This is a genomic window from Pelosinus sp. IPA-1, assembly GCF_030269905.1.
In the GTDB taxonomy this organism is placed as follows: Bacteria; Bacillota; Negativicutes; order DSM-13327; family DSM-13327; genus Pelosinus.
Genome location: NZ_BSVC01000008.1, coordinates 151817 through 169446 on the forward strand (window position 1 = coordinate 151817; position 17630 = coordinate 169446).

Annotated in this window: 12 protein-coding genes and 1 riboswitch; of the genes, 9 read left to right on the forward strand and 3 right to left on the reverse strand. The window is 38.3% G+C overall.

Features of this window, described 5'->3' with window-relative positions; genetic code table 11:
• The first annotated feature begins 431 nt into the window (after positions 1 to 431).
• The 6 genes from QSJ81_RS19630 (at position 432) to QSJ81_RS19655 (ending at position 8635) form a co-directional block, all read left to right on the forward strand.
• Entirely contained in the window at positions 432 to 1760 is a 1329-nt protein-coding gene (locus QSJ81_RS19630; protein WP_285719034.1) for a 2-hydroxycarboxylate transporter family protein, read from the forward strand.
• A gap of 265 nt (positions 1761 to 2025) precedes the next feature.
• Positions 2026 to 4728, forward strand: coding sequence for a 4-hydroxyphenylacetate decarboxylase large subunit (hpdB, locus tag QSJ81_RS19635; protein ID WP_285719035.1), 2703 nt, complete (start codon positions 2026 to 2028; stop codon positions 4726 to 4728).
• Positions 4729 to 4732: 4 nt separating this feature from the next.
• A complete protein-coding gene (gene hpdC / locus QSJ81_RS19640; RefSeq protein WP_285719036.1) occupies positions 4733 to 4999 on the forward strand; it encodes a 4-hydroxyphenylacetate decarboxylase small subunit in 267 nt (88 codons plus the stop codon).
• A gap of 3 nt (positions 5000 to 5002) precedes the next feature.
• Entirely contained in the window at positions 5003 to 5938 is a 936-nt protein-coding gene (gene hpdA / locus QSJ81_RS19645) for a 4-hydroxyphenylacetate decarboxylase activase (protein WP_285719037.1), read from the forward strand.
• 234 nt (positions 5939 to 6172) lie between these two features.
• A riboswitch (cyclic di-GMP riboswitch) is annotated at positions 6173 to 6257 on the forward strand.
• 159 nt (positions 6258 to 6416) lie between these two features.
• Positions 6417 to 8444, forward strand: coding sequence for a methyl-accepting chemotaxis protein (locus tag QSJ81_RS19650; protein WP_285719038.1), 2028 nt, complete (start codon positions 6417 to 6419; stop codon positions 8442 to 8444).
• Between the two features lie 65 nt (positions 8445 to 8509).
• Positions 8510 to 8635, forward strand: coding sequence for a hypothetical protein (locus QSJ81_RS19655; RefSeq protein WP_285719039.1), 126 nt, complete (start codon positions 8510 to 8512; stop codon positions 8633 to 8635).
• An 88-nt stretch (positions 8636 to 8723) separates the two neighbouring features.
• Here the strand turns inward: QSJ81_RS19655 and QSJ81_RS19660 are convergent, their stop codons facing one another.
• A complete protein-coding gene (locus QSJ81_RS19660) occupies positions 8724 to 10289 on the reverse strand; it encodes a sigma 54-interacting transcriptional regulator (RefSeq protein WP_285719040.1) in 1566 nt (521 codons plus the stop codon).
• 405 nt (positions 10290 to 10694) lie between these two features.
• Between QSJ81_RS19660 and ald the strand changes: the two genes are divergently transcribed.
• Together ald and QSJ81_RS19670 are read left to right on the forward strand one after the other, a co-directional pair.
• On the forward strand, positions 10695 to 11843 hold the full coding sequence (ald, locus tag QSJ81_RS19665) for an alanine dehydrogenase (protein ID WP_285719041.1): 1149 nt from the start codon (positions 10695 to 10697) through the stop codon (positions 11841 to 11843).
• Between the two features lie 140 nt (positions 11844 to 11983).
• Positions 11984 to 13393: an amino acid permease gene (locus QSJ81_RS19670; protein ID WP_285719042.1), complete on the forward strand. Its 1410-nt coding sequence runs from the start codon at positions 11984 to 11986 to the stop codon at positions 13391 to 13393.
• A gap of 101 nt (positions 13394 to 13494) precedes the next feature.
• Here the strand turns inward: QSJ81_RS19670 and QSJ81_RS19675 are convergent, their stop codons facing one another.
• Positions 13495 to 15204, reverse strand: coding sequence for an EAL domain-containing protein (locus tag QSJ81_RS19675; protein ID WP_285719043.1), 1710 nt, complete (start codon positions 15202 to 15204; stop codon positions 13495 to 13497).
• 10 nt (positions 15205 to 15214) lie between these two features.
• Positions 15215 to 15646 carry a response regulator gene (locus QSJ81_RS19680; RefSeq protein WP_285719044.1) on the reverse strand — a complete coding sequence of 144 codons (432 nt, stop codon included), beginning with the start codon at positions 15644 to 15646 and terminating at the stop codon, positions 15215 to 15217.
• 299 nt (positions 15647 to 15945) lie between these two features.
• Between QSJ81_RS19680 and QSJ81_RS19685 the strand changes: the two genes are divergently transcribed.
• Positions 15946 to 17571 carry a sensor histidine kinase gene (locus QSJ81_RS19685; RefSeq protein ID WP_285719045.1) on the forward strand — a complete coding sequence of 542 codons (1626 nt, stop codon included), beginning with the start codon at positions 15946 to 15948 and terminating at the stop codon, positions 17569 to 17571.
• The last annotated feature ends 59 nt before the right edge of the window (positions 17572 to 17630 follow it).

The following is a 17630-nucleotide window of genomic DNA, read 5'->3' on the forward strand; positions in this document are numbered from 1 at the left end:
CTAGTTCGGTACTGTAGTTACAGTGTTATGATATGCCATTTATTTGCATGTGTCAATGATAAATAATAATAGATCATTCAATCATAATGAACGATATGCTCACTGAAAAGATATTAAAGTGTCAGTAAGTTTTTATAGAGGGGAGGATTTATAGGACGTGCATTAGTTAGATAAATATTTAACTAAGTTAGTTTAATTATTTATTGTTTATTAAATATTTGTAATATACATTTATTTCTGAAAATGCATTACAATACGGTTATCACTTTGCAAAGTTCTACAAAAAATGCAAAAATTATGGGAGGTTATGGTAGCGTGTGCAACCATTAGAACAGATGTTGTCAGAGTTAACATGGATTCTAAACTTGCAGACCAAGAGTGACCGCTAGAATTTCACATTGTAAAATTATTAATTTGAAAAGAGGGATAGTATGAAAACGGAAGAAACGTTGGTTATGGATCAAATTGGATCTAGTCCGTGGGACAAAGTACGCACGTTCAAAATAGGTGTGATTCCTCTGCCCTTATATTTGATTATTGCAGCTGTTATTTACGCCGCTTCTGTTTACGGAAAATTACCCGCTGATATGATTGGTGGATTTGCTATTATGATGATTATGGGGATTTTTCTAGGAGATGTAGGAATTAAGTTGCCTATTCTTAAAGACATTGGCGGTCCAGCTATTTTGTGTATGTTTGTTCCATCTATCATGGTATTCTATAATTTATTGAATCCAGCGTCGATGAAAGCGATTACTGCTATAATGAAAACTTCTAATTTTTTGTACTTCTATATTGCTTGCTTAGTTACAGGAAGTATCCTTGGTATGCAACGTCAAGTATTGATTCAAGGCTTTTTACGCTTGTTTGTACCATTAGTAGTGGGAACTCTAGGGAGCGTCATTGTTGGTGTATCTGTAGGAGTGCTTGCAGGACTTGGAGCCCATCACACTTTCTTTTATATTGTAATTCCAATTATTTCTGGCGGTATCGGTGAAGGGATTCTACCTCTTTCCATGGCTTATTCTGAGATTTTGAATCAACCCTATGAAAAGTTTATCCCACAGTTAGTTCCAGCAGCCATGCTCGGAAATGTGGTAGCCATCATGTTGGCTGGTTATTTGAAAAAATTAGGTGAACGTAAACCTCATCTAACGGGAAATGGTATGTTAGTTAAAACAGGCGATGATGCATTATTAAAGGCTGCTCAAGAAGGTAATAATAAACCAGTGGAGTTTCCTCTTATGGGGGCTGGTCTCCTTTTGGCATGTTCATTCTTTATATTTGGGCAAATTGCTAATGTGTTTATTAGTATCCCTGCAGCTATTATCATGATCTTTTCAGCAGCGATTGTCAAAGCGTTAAATATTATGCCAGCGAAAATGGAACAAGGTGCGTATCATATGTACAAGTTTGTCGCTGCTAGCTTGACTTGGGCTTTGATGGTAGGACTTGGTGTGTTATACACACCTTGGGGGGATGTTGTTGCAGCGTTAACTCCTGCTTATGTGTTAACGGTAGCGGCAACAGTTATCGCCATGATTGCTTCCGGGTTTTATATTGGTAAAGTAATGAACATGTATCCAGTAGAATCAGCGATTGTAACTGCCTGTCACAGTGGATTAGGTGGTACTGGTGATGTTGCGATCCTTTCAGCATCGAATCGAATGGAAATGATGCCTTTTGCTCAGGTGGCAACCCGCCTTGGCGGAGCGAGTATGGTAGTTATTGCCGCCATATTATTAAGGATGTGGCAATAGTAAATTTATTCACTTGGAATTTCCAGACCTACACATAGAATCGTGTAGTATAATGATTGCATGATAAAGTAAGAAGACTTGACCTTTGCCGACTATTGATGTCTGGCATGGGACAAGTCTTTCTTTTGCAATTAATGAATTTTTAGGTGGGTCTATTTAAACGCAGAATCTTAAGTGAGTTTTTATTATTCATGTAAATTACACTATCTTATGATTAAAAATAATACTAAAATGGTGTATAGATGGGAGAAAGGAAGGTAAATACATGGACGAGTTAAAAGAAGCTAAAATTAAAAGTATTCTAGCAGCAAAGGGAATAAATTCTAATAAGCTCTCTAATCAGAACACACAAGCACTAAAAGAACCAACACCTAGGGCGAATGCTTTAAGGGATATTTTTTATAATACTTTGGGGACAGCAGATATGGAGTTTCCATATTGGTATAATCGAAAATGGAAGGAGTTAGATGGTGAGGTTACAGTAGTGAGAAGAGCGAAAGCATTAAAAGAAGCATTTTCTCGCGCCACACCTAATATTGTGCCAGGTGAAAAACTGGTCATGCAAAAGACCCGCCATTATAGAGGATCATTCCCGATGCCTTGGCTAAGCGAAAGCTTTTTCATCGCTCAAGGAGATGAGATTGAAAAAGAAGCTGCCAGGTCCATCGGAAGTGCTGCAGATGAACTTAGCCATATAGGGCAAGGCGGTGGAAATGTAACGAAAAGTTTTGGGGAAGTAGTTTCCATCGCTGGCAAGTTTGGAATGAGAAAAGAAGAGATCCCCGTATTGTTAAAAGTTGCGAAGGAATGGGTTGGAAAATCTGTTGAGGATGTAAGTCTTAGATACGAAAAAATGGTACCAGAATATGATACCAAAGAAAAGATAATGAGAAGTTTAATCTGTATGTTTGACTCTGGTTATACAATACCACAGGGGCGCGAGGTCATAAATTATTATTATCCTCTACAATATGGGTTTGATAAGCTTAAGGAAATGGCAGAGGAATGTAAAAAGCAAGTTGCTGGTAATGCAGATGGTGATGGTTTAATCGGTATGGATCGCCTTTATTTTTATGAAGCTGTTATCCATGGAATCGAAGGATTGCAACAGTGGATTATTAATTATGCCAAACATGCAAGATTTCTAGAAACAACAGCAGTAGATAATCAAGAGAAAGAAGATTATAGAGAGATAGCTGAGTGCCTAGAGTCCATTGCCCATAATCAACCTCGTAATTTCAGAGAAGCATTACAGCTGTCCTATACCCTGCATATTGCAGTATTAAATGAAGATGTGATATCAGGTCTATCCATCGGAAAGCTTGGACAAATATTATATCCATGGTATGAGCAGGATATCAATGGTGGTAAGTTAACTAAAGAGGAAGCACTTGAGTTAATGGAGCTATATAGAATTAAAATAACTTGTATTGATGTTTTTGCTTCTGCAGGGGTTAATGGTGGGGTATTATCAGGTAATACATTTAATAATTTATCTCTGGGCGGGTTAACAAGACAAAATCAATCGGCAGCGAATGAACTAGAGGAAATCATATTGGACGCAGGGATCAGTTGTAGGACTCCCCAGCCAACATTGACAATTATGTATGATGAAAAACTTTCAGAAACATTTTTAATTAAAGGTACTGAGTGTTGTAAAACTGGAACGGGATATCCTGCTTGGATTAATAATAGAAATGCTATGGATTTCTTGATAAATCAATATGGATCTGAAGGAATGACAATTGAAGAGGCTCGATCCGTCGCAATCGGAGGATGTTTAGAAATATCTCCTTGCTGCTGGAAGACACTAACACTCAATGGCAAGGAATATGAAATTCCAGGTGGTGCTGGCCAACCTACTAGTGTTGGTGTTCACTTTATTGCAAATCCGAAAATTTTGGAGCTTGTTTTGACTAACGGTAAAGATCATCGTACTGGAATGCAGGTTTATCCACCCCATAATAAAAAGCTTGCAAGCTTTGAAGAATTACTTGCAACATTTAAACAATATTATGAAGAAACGATAGGGATTCTTGCTAAAACGAATAATATCGAACATGATATTTGGCGGAAACAAAATATGTCGGTTATCAACTCTTTTCTTAAACCAGACTCTTTAGATAAAGGGCAGCATATAGGGAATATGGGTTACCGATACAATGGAACATTTAATGTGGAAACTTGTGGAACCATCACAATGGTCAACTCTCTAGCATCCTTAAAAAGTTTAGTATATGACAGCAAGAAATATACTATTGAAGAGATGACAGATGGTATTTTAAACAACTTTGGCTATAAACAAGCTTCAGAGATTAATAATTATTCCTTAGCAGAGCAGGTAAAGATTACCGGAAGTAATCAGTATGATAGAATATATGCCGATTGCTTAACAACTCCTAAATTTGGAAACAACGATGCTTATGTTGATACTATTTTAAAAGAGTATGAGGAATGGCTAGTTTTTGCTTGTTCTCGTGCTGAATCTTTATATGGAAAGAAAATGTATCCTTGTCAAATATCAGTATCAACTCATGGTCCACAAGGTGCGGCTACCTTGGCGACTCCAGACGGACGATTAGGTGGAACTACTTACTCTGATGGTTCCGTATCTGCATATCCAGGAACAGATACAAGCGGTTTATATGCATTATTTGAATCAGCTAACATCTGGGATCATACTACATCACAAAATTCTCAGATGAATCTTAAAATTCATCCAGGTGCATTACAAGGTATTCAAGGGACAAGAAAATTACTGGATTTGACGAAAGCCTATATGCGCAGAGGCGGCACCCATGTGCAATATAATATAATAGATTCTACTGTCTTAAAACAAGCACAAAAAGCCCCAGAGGAGCATCGTGATTTACTGGTTCGTGTAGCTGGATTTACACAATATTGGTGTGAATTAGGCAAACCAATACAGGATGAAGTAATATCTAGAACTGAACATGAAGGAGTATAGGAAGATGGCATTAAAACATATTGATTGTTTACATTTTTGCAGTATTGATGCAAGTAAAGGAATATGCAGAGTAACAAAACAGTTCATCAATATAGATACTGACGTATGCGACAGACTAGTAGTAGCACCAAAATGTAACAATTGTAAGCAATTTCATGATGAGGATGAACAAGGTATCGGAATATGCAAAGGGTTATCTAAGGAAGATTGGGTATATGGCAGCCTCAATGCAGGAACTTGTGCTGCCCATGAATTTAAAGATAAGAGGTAAAGAGTGGATACAACAGGAGTAATATTTGATATACAGAGTTTCTCAGTTCATGATGGACCAGGTTGTAGAACGACTGTATTTATGAGTGGATGTCCTCTAAGTTGTCGATGGTGTGCAAACCCTGAAAGTTGGAGCAGAACACCTCATATCATGTTTAGCGAAAGAAGTTGCCGATATAATAAAGGCTGTTCATTGTGTAAGGATATTTGTAATAGAGGCGGGCTAAGCTTTGTTGATGAAAAACCAGTATTGAATTGGGAGACCTGTGATGCTTGTACAACCTTTGAATGTGCTGAAACTTGTTGTTATAATGGCTTAAAGCAATGTGCAAAAGAGGTTACTGTTGATCAGCTAATGAAAATATTAAAAAGGGATTCTAATAATTGGGGCGGAAAAGGTGGTGTAACTTTTAGTGGTGGCGAACCTTTGATGCAGAATCAATTTTTATTGGAATCCCTAAAACAGTGTGTAAGAAATGGTTTTCATACAGCAATCGAAACCACGGCATATACTGATGAGGAAGTATATTTGAATGTAATGAAATATGTAGATTTTGTATTCGCTGACATAAAACACATGGACAGACAAAAGCATAAAGAAAAAACTGGGGTATATAATGATATTATTCTTTCCAATATATCTTCCCTTGCTAATTCACAGTGGCAGGGAAGGATTATCATCAGAGTGCCAGTTATCGGTGGTTTTAATGACGATTTTGAGAATATGTCAAAGTTGATACACTTTATGCAGGTAAATAATCTATTTGAAATTAACATTCTACCTTTTCATGCACTAGGCGAATCGAAATGGCGCCAACTAGGGAAAATTTATGAGTATGCAAATAGTGGTAGTGTAAGCGATGCCAAGATGGAAGAAATACAGGACCTATTTCTGCGGAATGATATAGCCTGCTATATTGGTCATGATACAGCGTTTTAATCTATTAAGTTTTCTGATTCTAAAAAAGCATAAAAGCTAGCAATTTCCAGTGAGAAAATTGCTAGCTTTTTATGTAAGTATATTTAATGCGGCAAAATGAGTTGATAGCAGCTTTTATTATGTCACAGATAAAATTTGTTTATATCAAGAATAGTAAACTAGAACTTTTAGAGATATGAAGAAAATGACATATTTTAGAGGAGTTTATATTTTTGTGTCGAAAATGACAATTTATAACTATATAGGCAAACCTATCGAAAGGTAGGGACGCAAAGCCATGGGTCTAACAATATTAATTCATGACTGCCAGGTTGCATTTTGTAAATTTACATAATGATACCTAGCAGTTTTTGTTATTAAAAGGAGGTAAACACTTTCCCAAAAGGTTAACAAAAGAGTAATGGAATTGTTGATATAATGGATATGTACGAAATTTTAAAATGCTAAGCACTAGCTGAATGAGCAACGAAGCTATGAAGTGGTTCAAGATGAAGATGAAATTTTGAAGTTGGAAATTAAATTGGAAAGTGGTGTACATATGAAATTAAAAATGAAGTTTTTAGCGTTGGTGCTTATTACGAGTTCTGCTTTATTGGCAGTTGCAATCATGGGATATCTTGATGCTAAAAAACAAGTAACGGAAAATATCAAAAATGAAATGTTTTCTATTGTTAACAGCCACTCAAAACAGTTAGATGGTTGGTTATTAACAAAGGCGCAAACGGCAGCAGTGACTACTCAAAACATTCAAGTAGTATTAGGTGATAATGATATACCAGCCTCATTTGTACAAAATTATAAGTCAGATCCTGGCGTACTTGATTTGTACGTAGGATTAGAAGATGGCAGGATGATTGATGGCTCAGGATCAGCCCTTCCAGAGGGGTATGACCCTCGTAAACGTGGGTGGTACAAGCAAGGAAAAGAAACAAATAAATTAACCTTTACTGATGCCTATGTTGATGCATTAACTAAAAAGTATATTGTATCAGCAGTTGTGCCGTTGAAAAATACGGCTGGAAATACGAGAGGTATTGTTGGAATTGATATTACACTAGATATTTTAAGTGAGAGAATTAAAGAGATTAATTTACATGGGAAAGGAAACGGTTTTATTGTAGATCAAAAAGGGATTATGTTAGCACACCCAGATTCGAGCAAAGTTTCGACTAATATTAATGAGAATCCACAATTGAAACAGATGGCAAAAGAAATGTTATCTCAAGATAGTGGTGTTCAAAGTTATGAAGAGAATAACGTAACAAAATTAATGATTTATACCAAGGTACCATCTACTGGATGGGTGCTAGGTATTACCGTTGATAAAGAAGATGTTTATAGCCAAGTTAAACAGTTAGGTTATGAGTTTGGATTGATTGCTTTAATCGGCATTATAATTTCAATTGCTGCAAGCTGGGTATTGGCTAATAAAATAACAGGAAACGTTACAAAACTAACGGAGCAGGCTGAGAGACTAGCTAGCGGCGATCTAACAGAGCAGAATCTGATAATTAAGTCTAATGATGAAATAGGTCAGTTAGCATTAGCCTTTGCAAAAATGGCAGAAAACTTGCGAAATCTAATGAAAGATGTGGCGCAAACAGCAGAACAATTGGCGGCTTCTTCAGAAGAATTGACCGCTAGTGCTGAGCAGTCAGCTCATGCATCAGTCCAAGTAGCTACATCGATAACTGAGGTAGCGCAAGGAACAGAAAAACAATCGAATGCAGTGGAAGATGCTTCTCTTGTAGTTGAGGAAATGTCAGCAAGCATTCAGCATGTTGTAGAGAATGCTACGACAGTAGCGGCAACATCGGAACAGGCGGCTAGTGCAGCGAGTGGTGGCAAGGTAGCAATTGGTAGTGCTGTGAGCCAAATGAACATCATCGAAAGCACAGTTTCAGGATCAGCAGAAGTAGTAGTTAAGTTAGGCAATCGATCGAAAGAAATTGGACAAATTGTAGATACTATTTCTGGAATTGCTGGACAAACAAACTTATTGGCATTAAATGCAGCGATTGAAGCAGCTCGTGCTGGTGAGCAGGGGCGTGGATTTGCCGTTGTAGCAGAAGAAGTACGCAAATTAGCGGAACAATCTCAGCATGCAGCGAAGCAAATTGCCGAAATGATTAACGAAATTCAAGTAGATACAGATACGGCTGTAGTAGCTATGAATAATGGTACAAGGGAAGTGCACATTGGAAGCCAAGTGGTTAATAAGGCTGGAGAATCCTTTAAGCAGATAGAAATATTAGTTGAGACAGTCCTAAGCCAAGTTCGTGAGATTGCTAGTTCTATTCAAAAAGTAGACGTTGGTAGTAATAAAATTGTTACCGCGATACAGGATATTAATGCAATAACAAAAAGCAATTCTGGAGAAACCCAAAGTATCTCTGCAGCCACAGAGGAGCAATCAGCTTCGATGCAAGAAATCGCTTCTTCAAGCCATGCATTGGCGAATTTGGCGGAGGAAATGCAAAAAGCCGTTAGAAAGTTTACAATTTAATGTAATTTTAGCTGATCAATGCATACAGAGAAAAAAATCCAAGCATTACTATAGGAGTGTTTTTAATGAAGGAAGAATTAGTAGGATTGGAGATGGGAAAAGAAGAGTTAGAGGAGCTAATCAATCATCTTCCCCAAATTTTGCAAGAACTTGAACAATATATAACTGAAAATAGTAGTTATAGTTTATAAAGAATCCCGATGAAGGCTTCGTTTGCGGAGTGCTCATCGGGATTTTTTTATTCAATTGGTATCGCCTTAGGTGAAAGTAAGCAACTAGCTAGACCTTTTTTTCTGAAAGATCATATTTTCGCATTCGATTTAATACACCTGTATGGGATAAACCAAGGACATTACCAACCTGACGTGATGTTCCGTGAGTTTTAATCGCTTCGCGCAGAATATGGCACTCCATCTCTGCTAGAACTTCCTTCAATTTTCGATTTGTAATAGGTAAAACACTAGAAGCTGTTTGTAAATTCATTTGATCCAACATAATATGTTCTGGGGTAATTTCCCCTTGGGAAACCAGACTAACCGCTCGTTCAATTACATTTCTTAATTCTCGAACATTTCCTAGCCAATCGTGTTGCATCAGTTTACTCATTGCAGGTTGTGAGAGATGGGTTACTTGTTTTTTAAAACGATGATTTATTTTTAATAATAAACTTTCAATTAATAGAGGCAAATCTTCTTTGCGATCACGCAGTGGGGGGATGTAGATAGGAATAACATTAAGGCGATAATATAAGTCATCGCGAAACTCTTTTTTTCGAATCATTTCTTCTAGATTACGGTGAGTGGCGGCAATAATTCGAACATCTACAGAAATTTCTTGATTGCTGCCAATGCGCCGGATTTTGCCGTCTTGCAGTACCCTTAATAGTTTAGCCTGAAGACTAGCAGAGAGTTCACCAATCTCATCGAGAAAGATAGTTCCAGCGTTAGCATATTCAAAAAGGCCGCTTTTACCACCTTTTTTTGCCCCTGAAAAAGATCCGTCTTCATAACCAAATAATTCACTTTCAAGCAAAGCATCTGGCAGGGCTGCACAATTAATGGGAGCAAATATTTTTTCTCTACGAAGGCTCTCCATATGGATAGAACGGGCAAAAAGCTCCTTACCAGTACCGCTTTCCCCCCGAATCAGTACTGTAGAGTCATTTTTTGCAACAAGCTTCGCCAGATTAATGACATGTTTCATCTTTTCGCTCACATGCAGGATATCGGCAAATCGATTAATGTGAGGTTTTGTTACGGAATATACCAGCTCTTTCACATCATGCATAGCTTTTAATACTGCTACTGCTCCAATAGTAATGCCATTGGCGTCCCTTATTGGACACCCACTAGTGATATAATGACTCTTACCTCTCGTCGTTGAGACCACGAATTCGCAATTGCTATAAGGCGTCCCCTCATGTAGTGCTTCCAATAAAGGTATCTCAGAGACGAAGATATCTTTAATTTTTTTACCTAATACCTCATTACTTTGGTAACCTAGTATTTTTTCAGCAGCGGGATTGAAATGGGTTATAACTTCTTCTTTGTCAATTGCTAAGATGCCATCACCAATGGTATCCATCACCGCTTTGAGCTGTTGCTCTCTCTCTTGATGAGGCATATTAGAGATTAGGTCGACAGTATTAATTTGTGGAATTAAAGACAATTGTTTATGGATAAAAGCATATTTATTAGGTGATAGTGATTCTATCTCTAGATACATAATATTTGGTGAGACTTCCATTGATAAGATATTAATATTATCCCTTGCCAGGACTTGCGAGATATCAAGAACAAGCCCCACCCGATCCTGATTGGTAATTCTCAGACAAATAGTAGCCATGGTGATTCACTCTCCATCCAAATAGCAAATTGGTCACATGGTTATATGAAGATTTATCTGAAACTGTTACTGCATATTGGCAAAATATAATATGACAAATATATTATACCATTGTAAATATCTACAATGGTATAAAAATTAATCACGTATGTAAGTAATGTCCGTACACAAAAGTCTTTGCAAGGAACTATTGGAACGATTTTAATCCAATTGGAACAAAATTGTTCCGGTTGTTGGAGCGATTTTGTTCCAAATTGATTTGTGGACGTTGCAATACTATTTGTTATAAAAATTAACCGTATAAAGAGAAGCGAATAGATGCTGAATTTAGAGCCTATGTTTTTGTACTACCAGTATTTGGCACAACAATTGCAATAATAGTGATAATAAAAGGAGGTCATTTTCATGATTGTTGGAGTGCCAAGGGAAATTAAAAACAACGAGAACCGCGTCGCCATTACACCTGCTGGTGTAGAGGCAATGAACAAAGCTGGTCATACTGTTGTCATTGAGCATAATGCTGGATTAGGCAGTGGTATTAGCAATGAAGCTTACCAATCGGCTGGGGCCAGAATTCTACCCACTGCAAAAGAGGTTTTTTCTAAAGCGGACATGATTATGAAAGTTAAAGAACCACTGCCTTCTGAGTATGATTTGTTCAAACCTGGTCAAATCTTATTTACCTATTTGCATCTTGCTCCTGAACCTGAGTTAACCAAAGCCCTTTTGACTAAGAAAGTTACAGGTATAGCCTACGAAACAATTGAAGTAGGTCGTACGCTGCCTCTATTATTGCCAATGAGCGAAGTAGCGGGGCGTATGTCAGTGCAAATTGGTGCACAATTTTTAGAAAAACCATGTGGAGGAAAGGGGATTCTTCTCGGAGGAGTACCTGGAGTGGAATCAGCACAAGTCGTTATCGTTGGCGGCGGCATAGTGGGAACCAACGCTGCAAAAATGGCACTAGGCCTGGGGGCTCGAGTGACAATTTTGGATAAGTCAACGGAAAGATTACAGTATCTTGATGATATCTTCCAAGGGAGAGTTACCACTGTTATGTCCAATAGTTATAATATCGGCTCCTGGGTGAAGAGGGCTGACCTCCTTGTAGGAGCAGTGTTAGTTCCAGGAGCGAAAGCGCCTAAACTTGTTAGCGAAGAGATGGTTAAATCTATGAGTGATGGATCTGTAATTGTAGACGTTGCCATTGATCAAGGTGGTTCCGTAGAAACTATTGATCGAATTACTACCCATAGCGAACCAACCTACGTAAAACATGGCGTGGTCCATTATGCTGTTGCAAATATGCCTGGCGCTGTAGCTCGCACATCCACTTTTGCTCTAACCAATGCAACCTTAGATTATGCTCTGCAGATTGCGGATAAGGGTTGGAAAAAAGCCGTGCAGGAAAATGAAGCCCTCGCTAAAGGACTTAATGTGGTAGGTGGCATGGTGACTTATAAAGCAGTCGCTGATTCTCTTGGCATGAAATATATTCCTTGGGCAGAGGCAATTGTAACTGCCTCCGAATTGCCTAGCGAGCTAGTAGGCTAATAAACCCTAAGAGAACCGATTGATTGCTATTACTAAAGGTGGGAATGCTGTATCCTGGCATCGGTATTCGTCACTTTACGCCTAAGTTTTTTATTTGAATTAAAAAAAATTAACCCAATTAAAGAGAGGGAGGAAACCAAATGAATCTGTTTCGTACAAAGAGCATAGCAGATATGGTAAAAGGCACAGAACAACATGCCTTGAAAAAGTCTCTTGGTTCAGTGGATTTGGTGTTACTAGGAATTGGCTGTATTATCGGTACCGGTATTTTTGTACTTACGGGAGTTGCAGCAGCGAAATATGCCGGACCGGGGATTATGCTCTCCTTCGTTTTATCAGGTCTGGCCTGCGGGTTCGCAGCACTAGCCTATGCAGAATTGGCCGCTATGATACCAGTGGCTGGTAGTGCCTATACTTTTGCCTATGCGTCATTAGGGGAAATTATTGCTTTCATTGTGGGGTGGGCACTTATATGTGAATACACTGTAGGAGCGGCAGCGGTTGCCGCTGGTTGGTCTGGTTATGCAGTTGGCTTATTGAAGACCGCAGGAATTATCCTCCCTAAGGCTTGGACTGCTGTTCCCGCAGATGGTGGTATCCTTAACGTTCCCGCTGTATTAATTGTCTCATTTTTGACCTACTTACTCGTTTTAGGTACAAAAGAAAGTGCAAAATTAAATAAAGTATTGGTCTTTATCAAATTGGGATGTGTTGCCCTCTTTTTGCTCTTAGCAACGCCTCATGTAAACCCTATGAACTGGGAGCCTTTCCTTCCCTTCGGATTAGGTGGTGTTGCCAGTGGTGCGGCAATTGTATTCTTTGCCTACATCGGTTTTGATGCAGTATCTACCGCTGCAGAAGAATGTAAAAATCCTAATCGAGACATTCCTATCGGAATTGTTGGTTCGTTGCTGGTCTGTACTGTATTATATATCGCGGTCGCAGCCGTTCTTACAGGCGTTGTCCCTTATGCCTCATTAAACAATAGCGAACCAGTAGCTTTCGCTCTTCGCGCAATCGGCATGAATTTTGGTAGCGCAGTAGTGGCTCTTGGCGCAATCTGTGGTATCACCACGGTATTACTAGTTATGATATTTGGGCAAACACGTGTATTCTTAGCCATGAGCCGTGATGGGATGATTCCGCAAAGTTTGGTAAAAATCCATCCCATTCATGGTACACCTCATGTAATTACAATAATTACTGGTGTAGTGGTATGTATATTAAGCGGTTTATTGCCTATCAACATTATCGCTGAATTATGCAATCTGGGAACTTTATTTGCATTTTGTATTGTTTCCGCGGGTGTTTGGGTACTTCGAAGAACGCAACCAGATGCCCTCAGACCTTTCCGTTGCCCTGCCGTTGCTTTGACAGTACCTCTGGCTATATTATTCTGTGGTTATTTGATTAGTAATTTGCCATCGAATACCTTCATTTTCTTCGGTATATGGTATGTAATTGGTATGGTGGTATATTTCTCCTATAGCCGTCATAATAGCACTCTTGCAGAGCAGCAACAATCAGTAAATCTTCCACTTGATAAATGAAGTAATGACAACAAAGGCCTACAAAGTATATGACTTTGTAGGCCTTTTTCGTTATTTCTATACAGAATAAGTGATTATAACTTTTAACAGGGTCTTTAGTTTCATTGCTGTCTAAGAAGCAATTGAATAAATTCTTCAGCGGGGAGTGGTTTGCTATATAAATAACCTTGATATTGATCGCAGCCTTGTTTCTGTAATAAAGCTAGTTGTTCTTCTGTTTCGACTCCTTCGGCGATTACGCTGAGCCCTAGATTTTGTGCCATGGTGATAATCGTGCTTACTAATAATATTGTCTTACTATTTTCTTTAGTGGCTTTTTGGATAAAACTTCTATCAATTTTCAAAGTATCTACTGCATATTGAACAATATTATGGAGAGAAGAGTAACCTGTACCAAAATCATCAATAGCAATTTTGATGCCCATATTACGCAGCTCTTGGAGCAAAGATTGGAGGAATAATTCATTTTCGAGGGCAGCACTTTCAGTAATTTCAACTTCTAGGTAATGAGCGGCAACACCCGTTGCATTAAGGGTAGATTTAATCATTGATAGGACTTGTTGATGGAATAATTGTTTCGGAGAAAAATTTACAGCAATTGGAACAATGGGGAGTTCTCTTTTTTGCCATTTGCGAAGTTGGCAACAAGCAGTATGGAAAACCCATTCCCCTAATGTGATAATAAAGCCTGTTTCCTCGGCGAGTTTAATAAATTTATCAGGCCCAACCATCCCATATTTGGGGCTGATCCAACGTACCAAAGCCTCAGCACCGATAATCCGACCAGTTTTTATACTTACTTTTGGTTGGTAATACAGCAGAAATTCATCATTAGCCAGGGCTGGTCGTAATTCATTGGTTAAAGACATCGATTCAGCGAGTGCAACTCCGATATCAGCAGTATAAAATTGATAGTTATTTCTCCCTGAATTTTTTGCAGTATACATGGCAGTATCAGCATTACGTAGTAGAAAATCCATCTGATTACCATGGTCAGGATAAAGAGCAATACCAATGCTGCTAGTAATATAAAAATGGTAGTCGTTATAAATGAAAACAGGCTCTAATATAGTTTGGATTGTTTTTACTACTTCTTCAGTCTTTTGGATGGACGCATTCGTTAACAATACCATAAATTCATCGCCACCCATGCGGGCAATAAACTGCTCTGGGAGGGCTTTTTGGAGACGGGCACTAATGCCTTGTAGTAAACTGTCTCCCACTGAGTGACCCCAAGTATTATTAATAAATTTGAAATTATCAATGTCAAGAAAGATGAGGGCCAAACTTTCTTGATTGATCAAGGCGATATTTAGTTGTTGGGCAACATGCTCATGAAAAAGGGTGCGGTTGGGTAGTGTTGTCAAGCTATCGTAGTAAGCTAGTTTATGAATTCGCTCCTTAGCTTGCAGAATTTTTTGACGAGAGGCATAGGATTCAAGACTGTAGTGGATTAACTTTTGTAGAAAATCTGGGGTAATTTTGCTTTTAGAACAATAGTCATAGGCCCCAGCCTTCATTACTTCGACGGCGATGGTTTCGTCACCATGCCCCGTTAGCATGATAATGGGAATAGCGATTCCTTCCCTGTTCATTCGGCGCAATACTGTCAATCCGTCATTGCCTGGCAATTGATAATCAATAAAGATCAGATCAACAATATGTTCTTTTAACAGGATTAAGCCACTTTCTTCATTAGCTGCCTCTAAAATAGTGCATATAATTTGACTAGATCGTAAGGCGCGAATAATAATTTGGCGGTCAATGCTATCATCATCAATAATTAAAATGCAGAGTGTATCTTTAATCATTTTTCTCACCTCAGGAGGTTACATTTTCACATAAACTCCAATATTTTTCGATAGCAATCATAACTTCAAAGAATTTTTCGGGAACAACAGGTTTTAAAATATAGCCTGCCACATGGAAATTATAAGCTTCTATGATATCCTTTTCTTCATCAGAAGTCGTAAAGACAACAACACTTAAATGCTGTAGCTGTTGATCAGAACGAAGCTCACGCAAAAATTCAAGACCATTCATACGAGGCATATTGATGTCAAGGAGAATGAGTGTTGGGAAGGGAATCGAAGGGGCGGTTTCCGTACCGCGGAGTAAGGCTAGTGCTTCTAAACCATCGTAGGCTATATGCATTGGGTTTAATAGATTCATTTTTCGGAAAGATCGCTGTACATTAAGGATGTCTACAGCATCATCTTCTACAAGTAAAAGATGTAGTTCTTTGCTGGTCATTCTCTTTACGCTCCTTTCATAACAGGTTAACTTATGGTAATGCGAATTACGATAAAATGGTTAACAACAGCACTATTAACGTGTATGATAGCAGTAGAAGAAAAATCTAGACTAGAAACCTTTATTGTTATGTAAAAAATGTAATATTTTGACGAATTGAGTCAATAATTAGTAATTCTCGACTTACAATGAGAATCCTGCACGCATTTATTATTTCAATAAAATTTGGAATATTCTTTTTAAACTATAGAAGAGGGTAAGAATTTATTCGATAAGAGAGTCGGTGAGGAAGGTGTGGCATGGTAAAAAACAATACGCAAATTTTATGGCGCAAGCGACAGATTACGATTGTTTTTGCTTTGGCAATTAGCCTAGGAATGATACTAGAGCTAGTCTTCTTGAAACATTATGAGGAGAGTTTAATTAGGGATGTTCAAGTAACAGTTGCAGCTGAACTGGCTGCGAAGACATCTGCTTTAAGTGCTGCTGTTAATCGACGTTTCGCAATTTTACAAGGGTTAATAGCATTTACCGATGCTGTTAGGAATCATGGTGATATCACTATGCATTTTGATGAATTTGCGGAAGGTTTGATAAAGACCACAAGTGGAATTCGGACGTTGATTATTGCACCGAATGGAACTGCAAGTCTTGTTTATCCACAAGAAGGTAACGAAAAAATAGTTGGTACAAATATTTTCTCGACGGCTCGCCCTGAGCAAAGGGAAGCCTTACAGCGGACCCTTACATCACAACAGATGGTGCTTAATGGACCTTATCAACTCTTACAAGGTGGCTTTGGCTTGGTAGCGCGGCAGTCCATATATATAGAAGATCAATTTTGGGGTCTTGCAACAATGATTATCGATATGAATGCAGTTTTTGCAGAAGCTGGTCTTGATCAGCAAGGCGAACATACTCGATTTTCTCTCCGTCAGTTCGATGGGAAGGTATTTTATGGAGATGAGCAGCTTTTTCAAGAGGAGCCTCTGATTTTACCCGTATTATTGCCTGATGGTCAATGGGAATTTGCTGCAGGACCACGGATTTCATGGACTGAGTCCGTAAAACATCAAATGACAGTCGTAAGGGTACTGGGGTATTCTATTTTAGTGTTATTACTAGGTTTACTGTATACTGCCCTGATTTGGCAGGAACAATTAAAGCATAAGGTGATGATACGTACAGGAGAATTAAAAGAAAAAAGTGATGAGCTGAATCACGTCGTTGCTTGCCTTCAAGCGAGTAATTTAGAATTGGAGCAGTTTGCCTATGTAACATCTCATGATTTAAAAGCACCATTGCGGGCCATTACTCACCTATCCCAATGGGTTGAAGAAGATTTAAGTGATAAAGAACTTAGCAAAGCAACCAAAGAATATTTAGGCTTAATACGGAGTAGAACAGAACGGATGGAACAATTAATTAATGGTATTTTACAATATTCACGGATTGGACGGGTTAATCTAGAGATTGCTGATGTTGATGTTGGTTATCTCATTAAGCAGGTTGTTGAAGAATTGATGCCTCCTGATGATATGATTATTACAATAGGGGAAGGTATGCCCAGATTGCAAACTAATCCAACGATGATGCGGCAGGTTTTCGCTAATTTAATTGGCAATGGAATAAGGTATAGGGATATTGAAAAAGAAGGCCATATTTCCATCACAGTAAAGGATCTTGACCAATATTACCAGTTTAAGGTCAAAGATAACGGTGTAGGAATTGATCCCCAATTCCATGAGAAGGTATTTGGGATGTTTCAGACATTAGCTCCTAGAGATAAAAGTGAAAGTACAGGGGTGGGGTTGACGATTGTAAAGAAAATTATTCAGTATCATGGCGGTACAATTGCTTTGGATTCTCAGGTAGGGCAGGGAGTTAGTGTTACCTTTACTTGGCCGAAAAATTTTAACAAATAATAAAAACAAGCCCGCTATTCTCTTAGGTAAAAACTTGCATAGAGGTATATGGATAAACA

Coding starts and splice junctions, on each gene's coding strand:
- QSJ81_RS19670 (WP_285719042.1), top strand. CDS start 11,984: ATGAATCTGTTTCGTACAAAGAGCATAGCAGATATGGTAAAAGGCACA.
- QSJ81_RS19685 (WP_285719045.1), top strand. CDS start 15,946: ATGGTAAAAAACAATACGCAAATTTTATGGCGCAAGCGACAGATTACG.
- ald (WP_285719041.1), top strand. CDS start 10,695: ATGATTGTTGGAGTGCCAAGGGAAATTAAAAACAACGAGAACCGCGTC.
- QSJ81_RS19680 (WP_285719044.1), bottom strand. CDS start 15,646: ATGACCAGCAAAGAACTACATCTTTTACTTGTAGAAGATGATGCTGTA.
- QSJ81_RS19675 (WP_285719043.1), bottom strand. CDS start 15,204: ATGATTAAAGATACACTCTGCATTTTAATTATTGATGATGATAGCATT.
- hpdC (WP_285719036.1), top strand. CDS start 4,733: ATGGCATTAAAACATATTGATTGTTTACATTTTTGCAGTATTGATGCA.
- hpdB (WP_285719035.1), top strand. CDS start 2,026: ATGGACGAGTTAAAAGAAGCTAAAATTAAAAGTATTCTAGCAGCAAAG.
- QSJ81_RS19660 (WP_285719040.1), bottom strand. CDS start 10,289: ATGGCTACTATTTGTCTGAGAATTACCAATCAGGATCGGGTGGGGCTT.
- QSJ81_RS19655 (WP_285719039.1), top strand. CDS start 8,510: ATGAAGGAAGAATTAGTAGGATTGGAGATGGGAAAAGAAGAGTTAGAG.
- QSJ81_RS19630 (WP_285719034.1), top strand. CDS start 432: ATGAAAACGGAAGAAACGTTGGTTATGGATCAAATTGGATCTAGTCCG.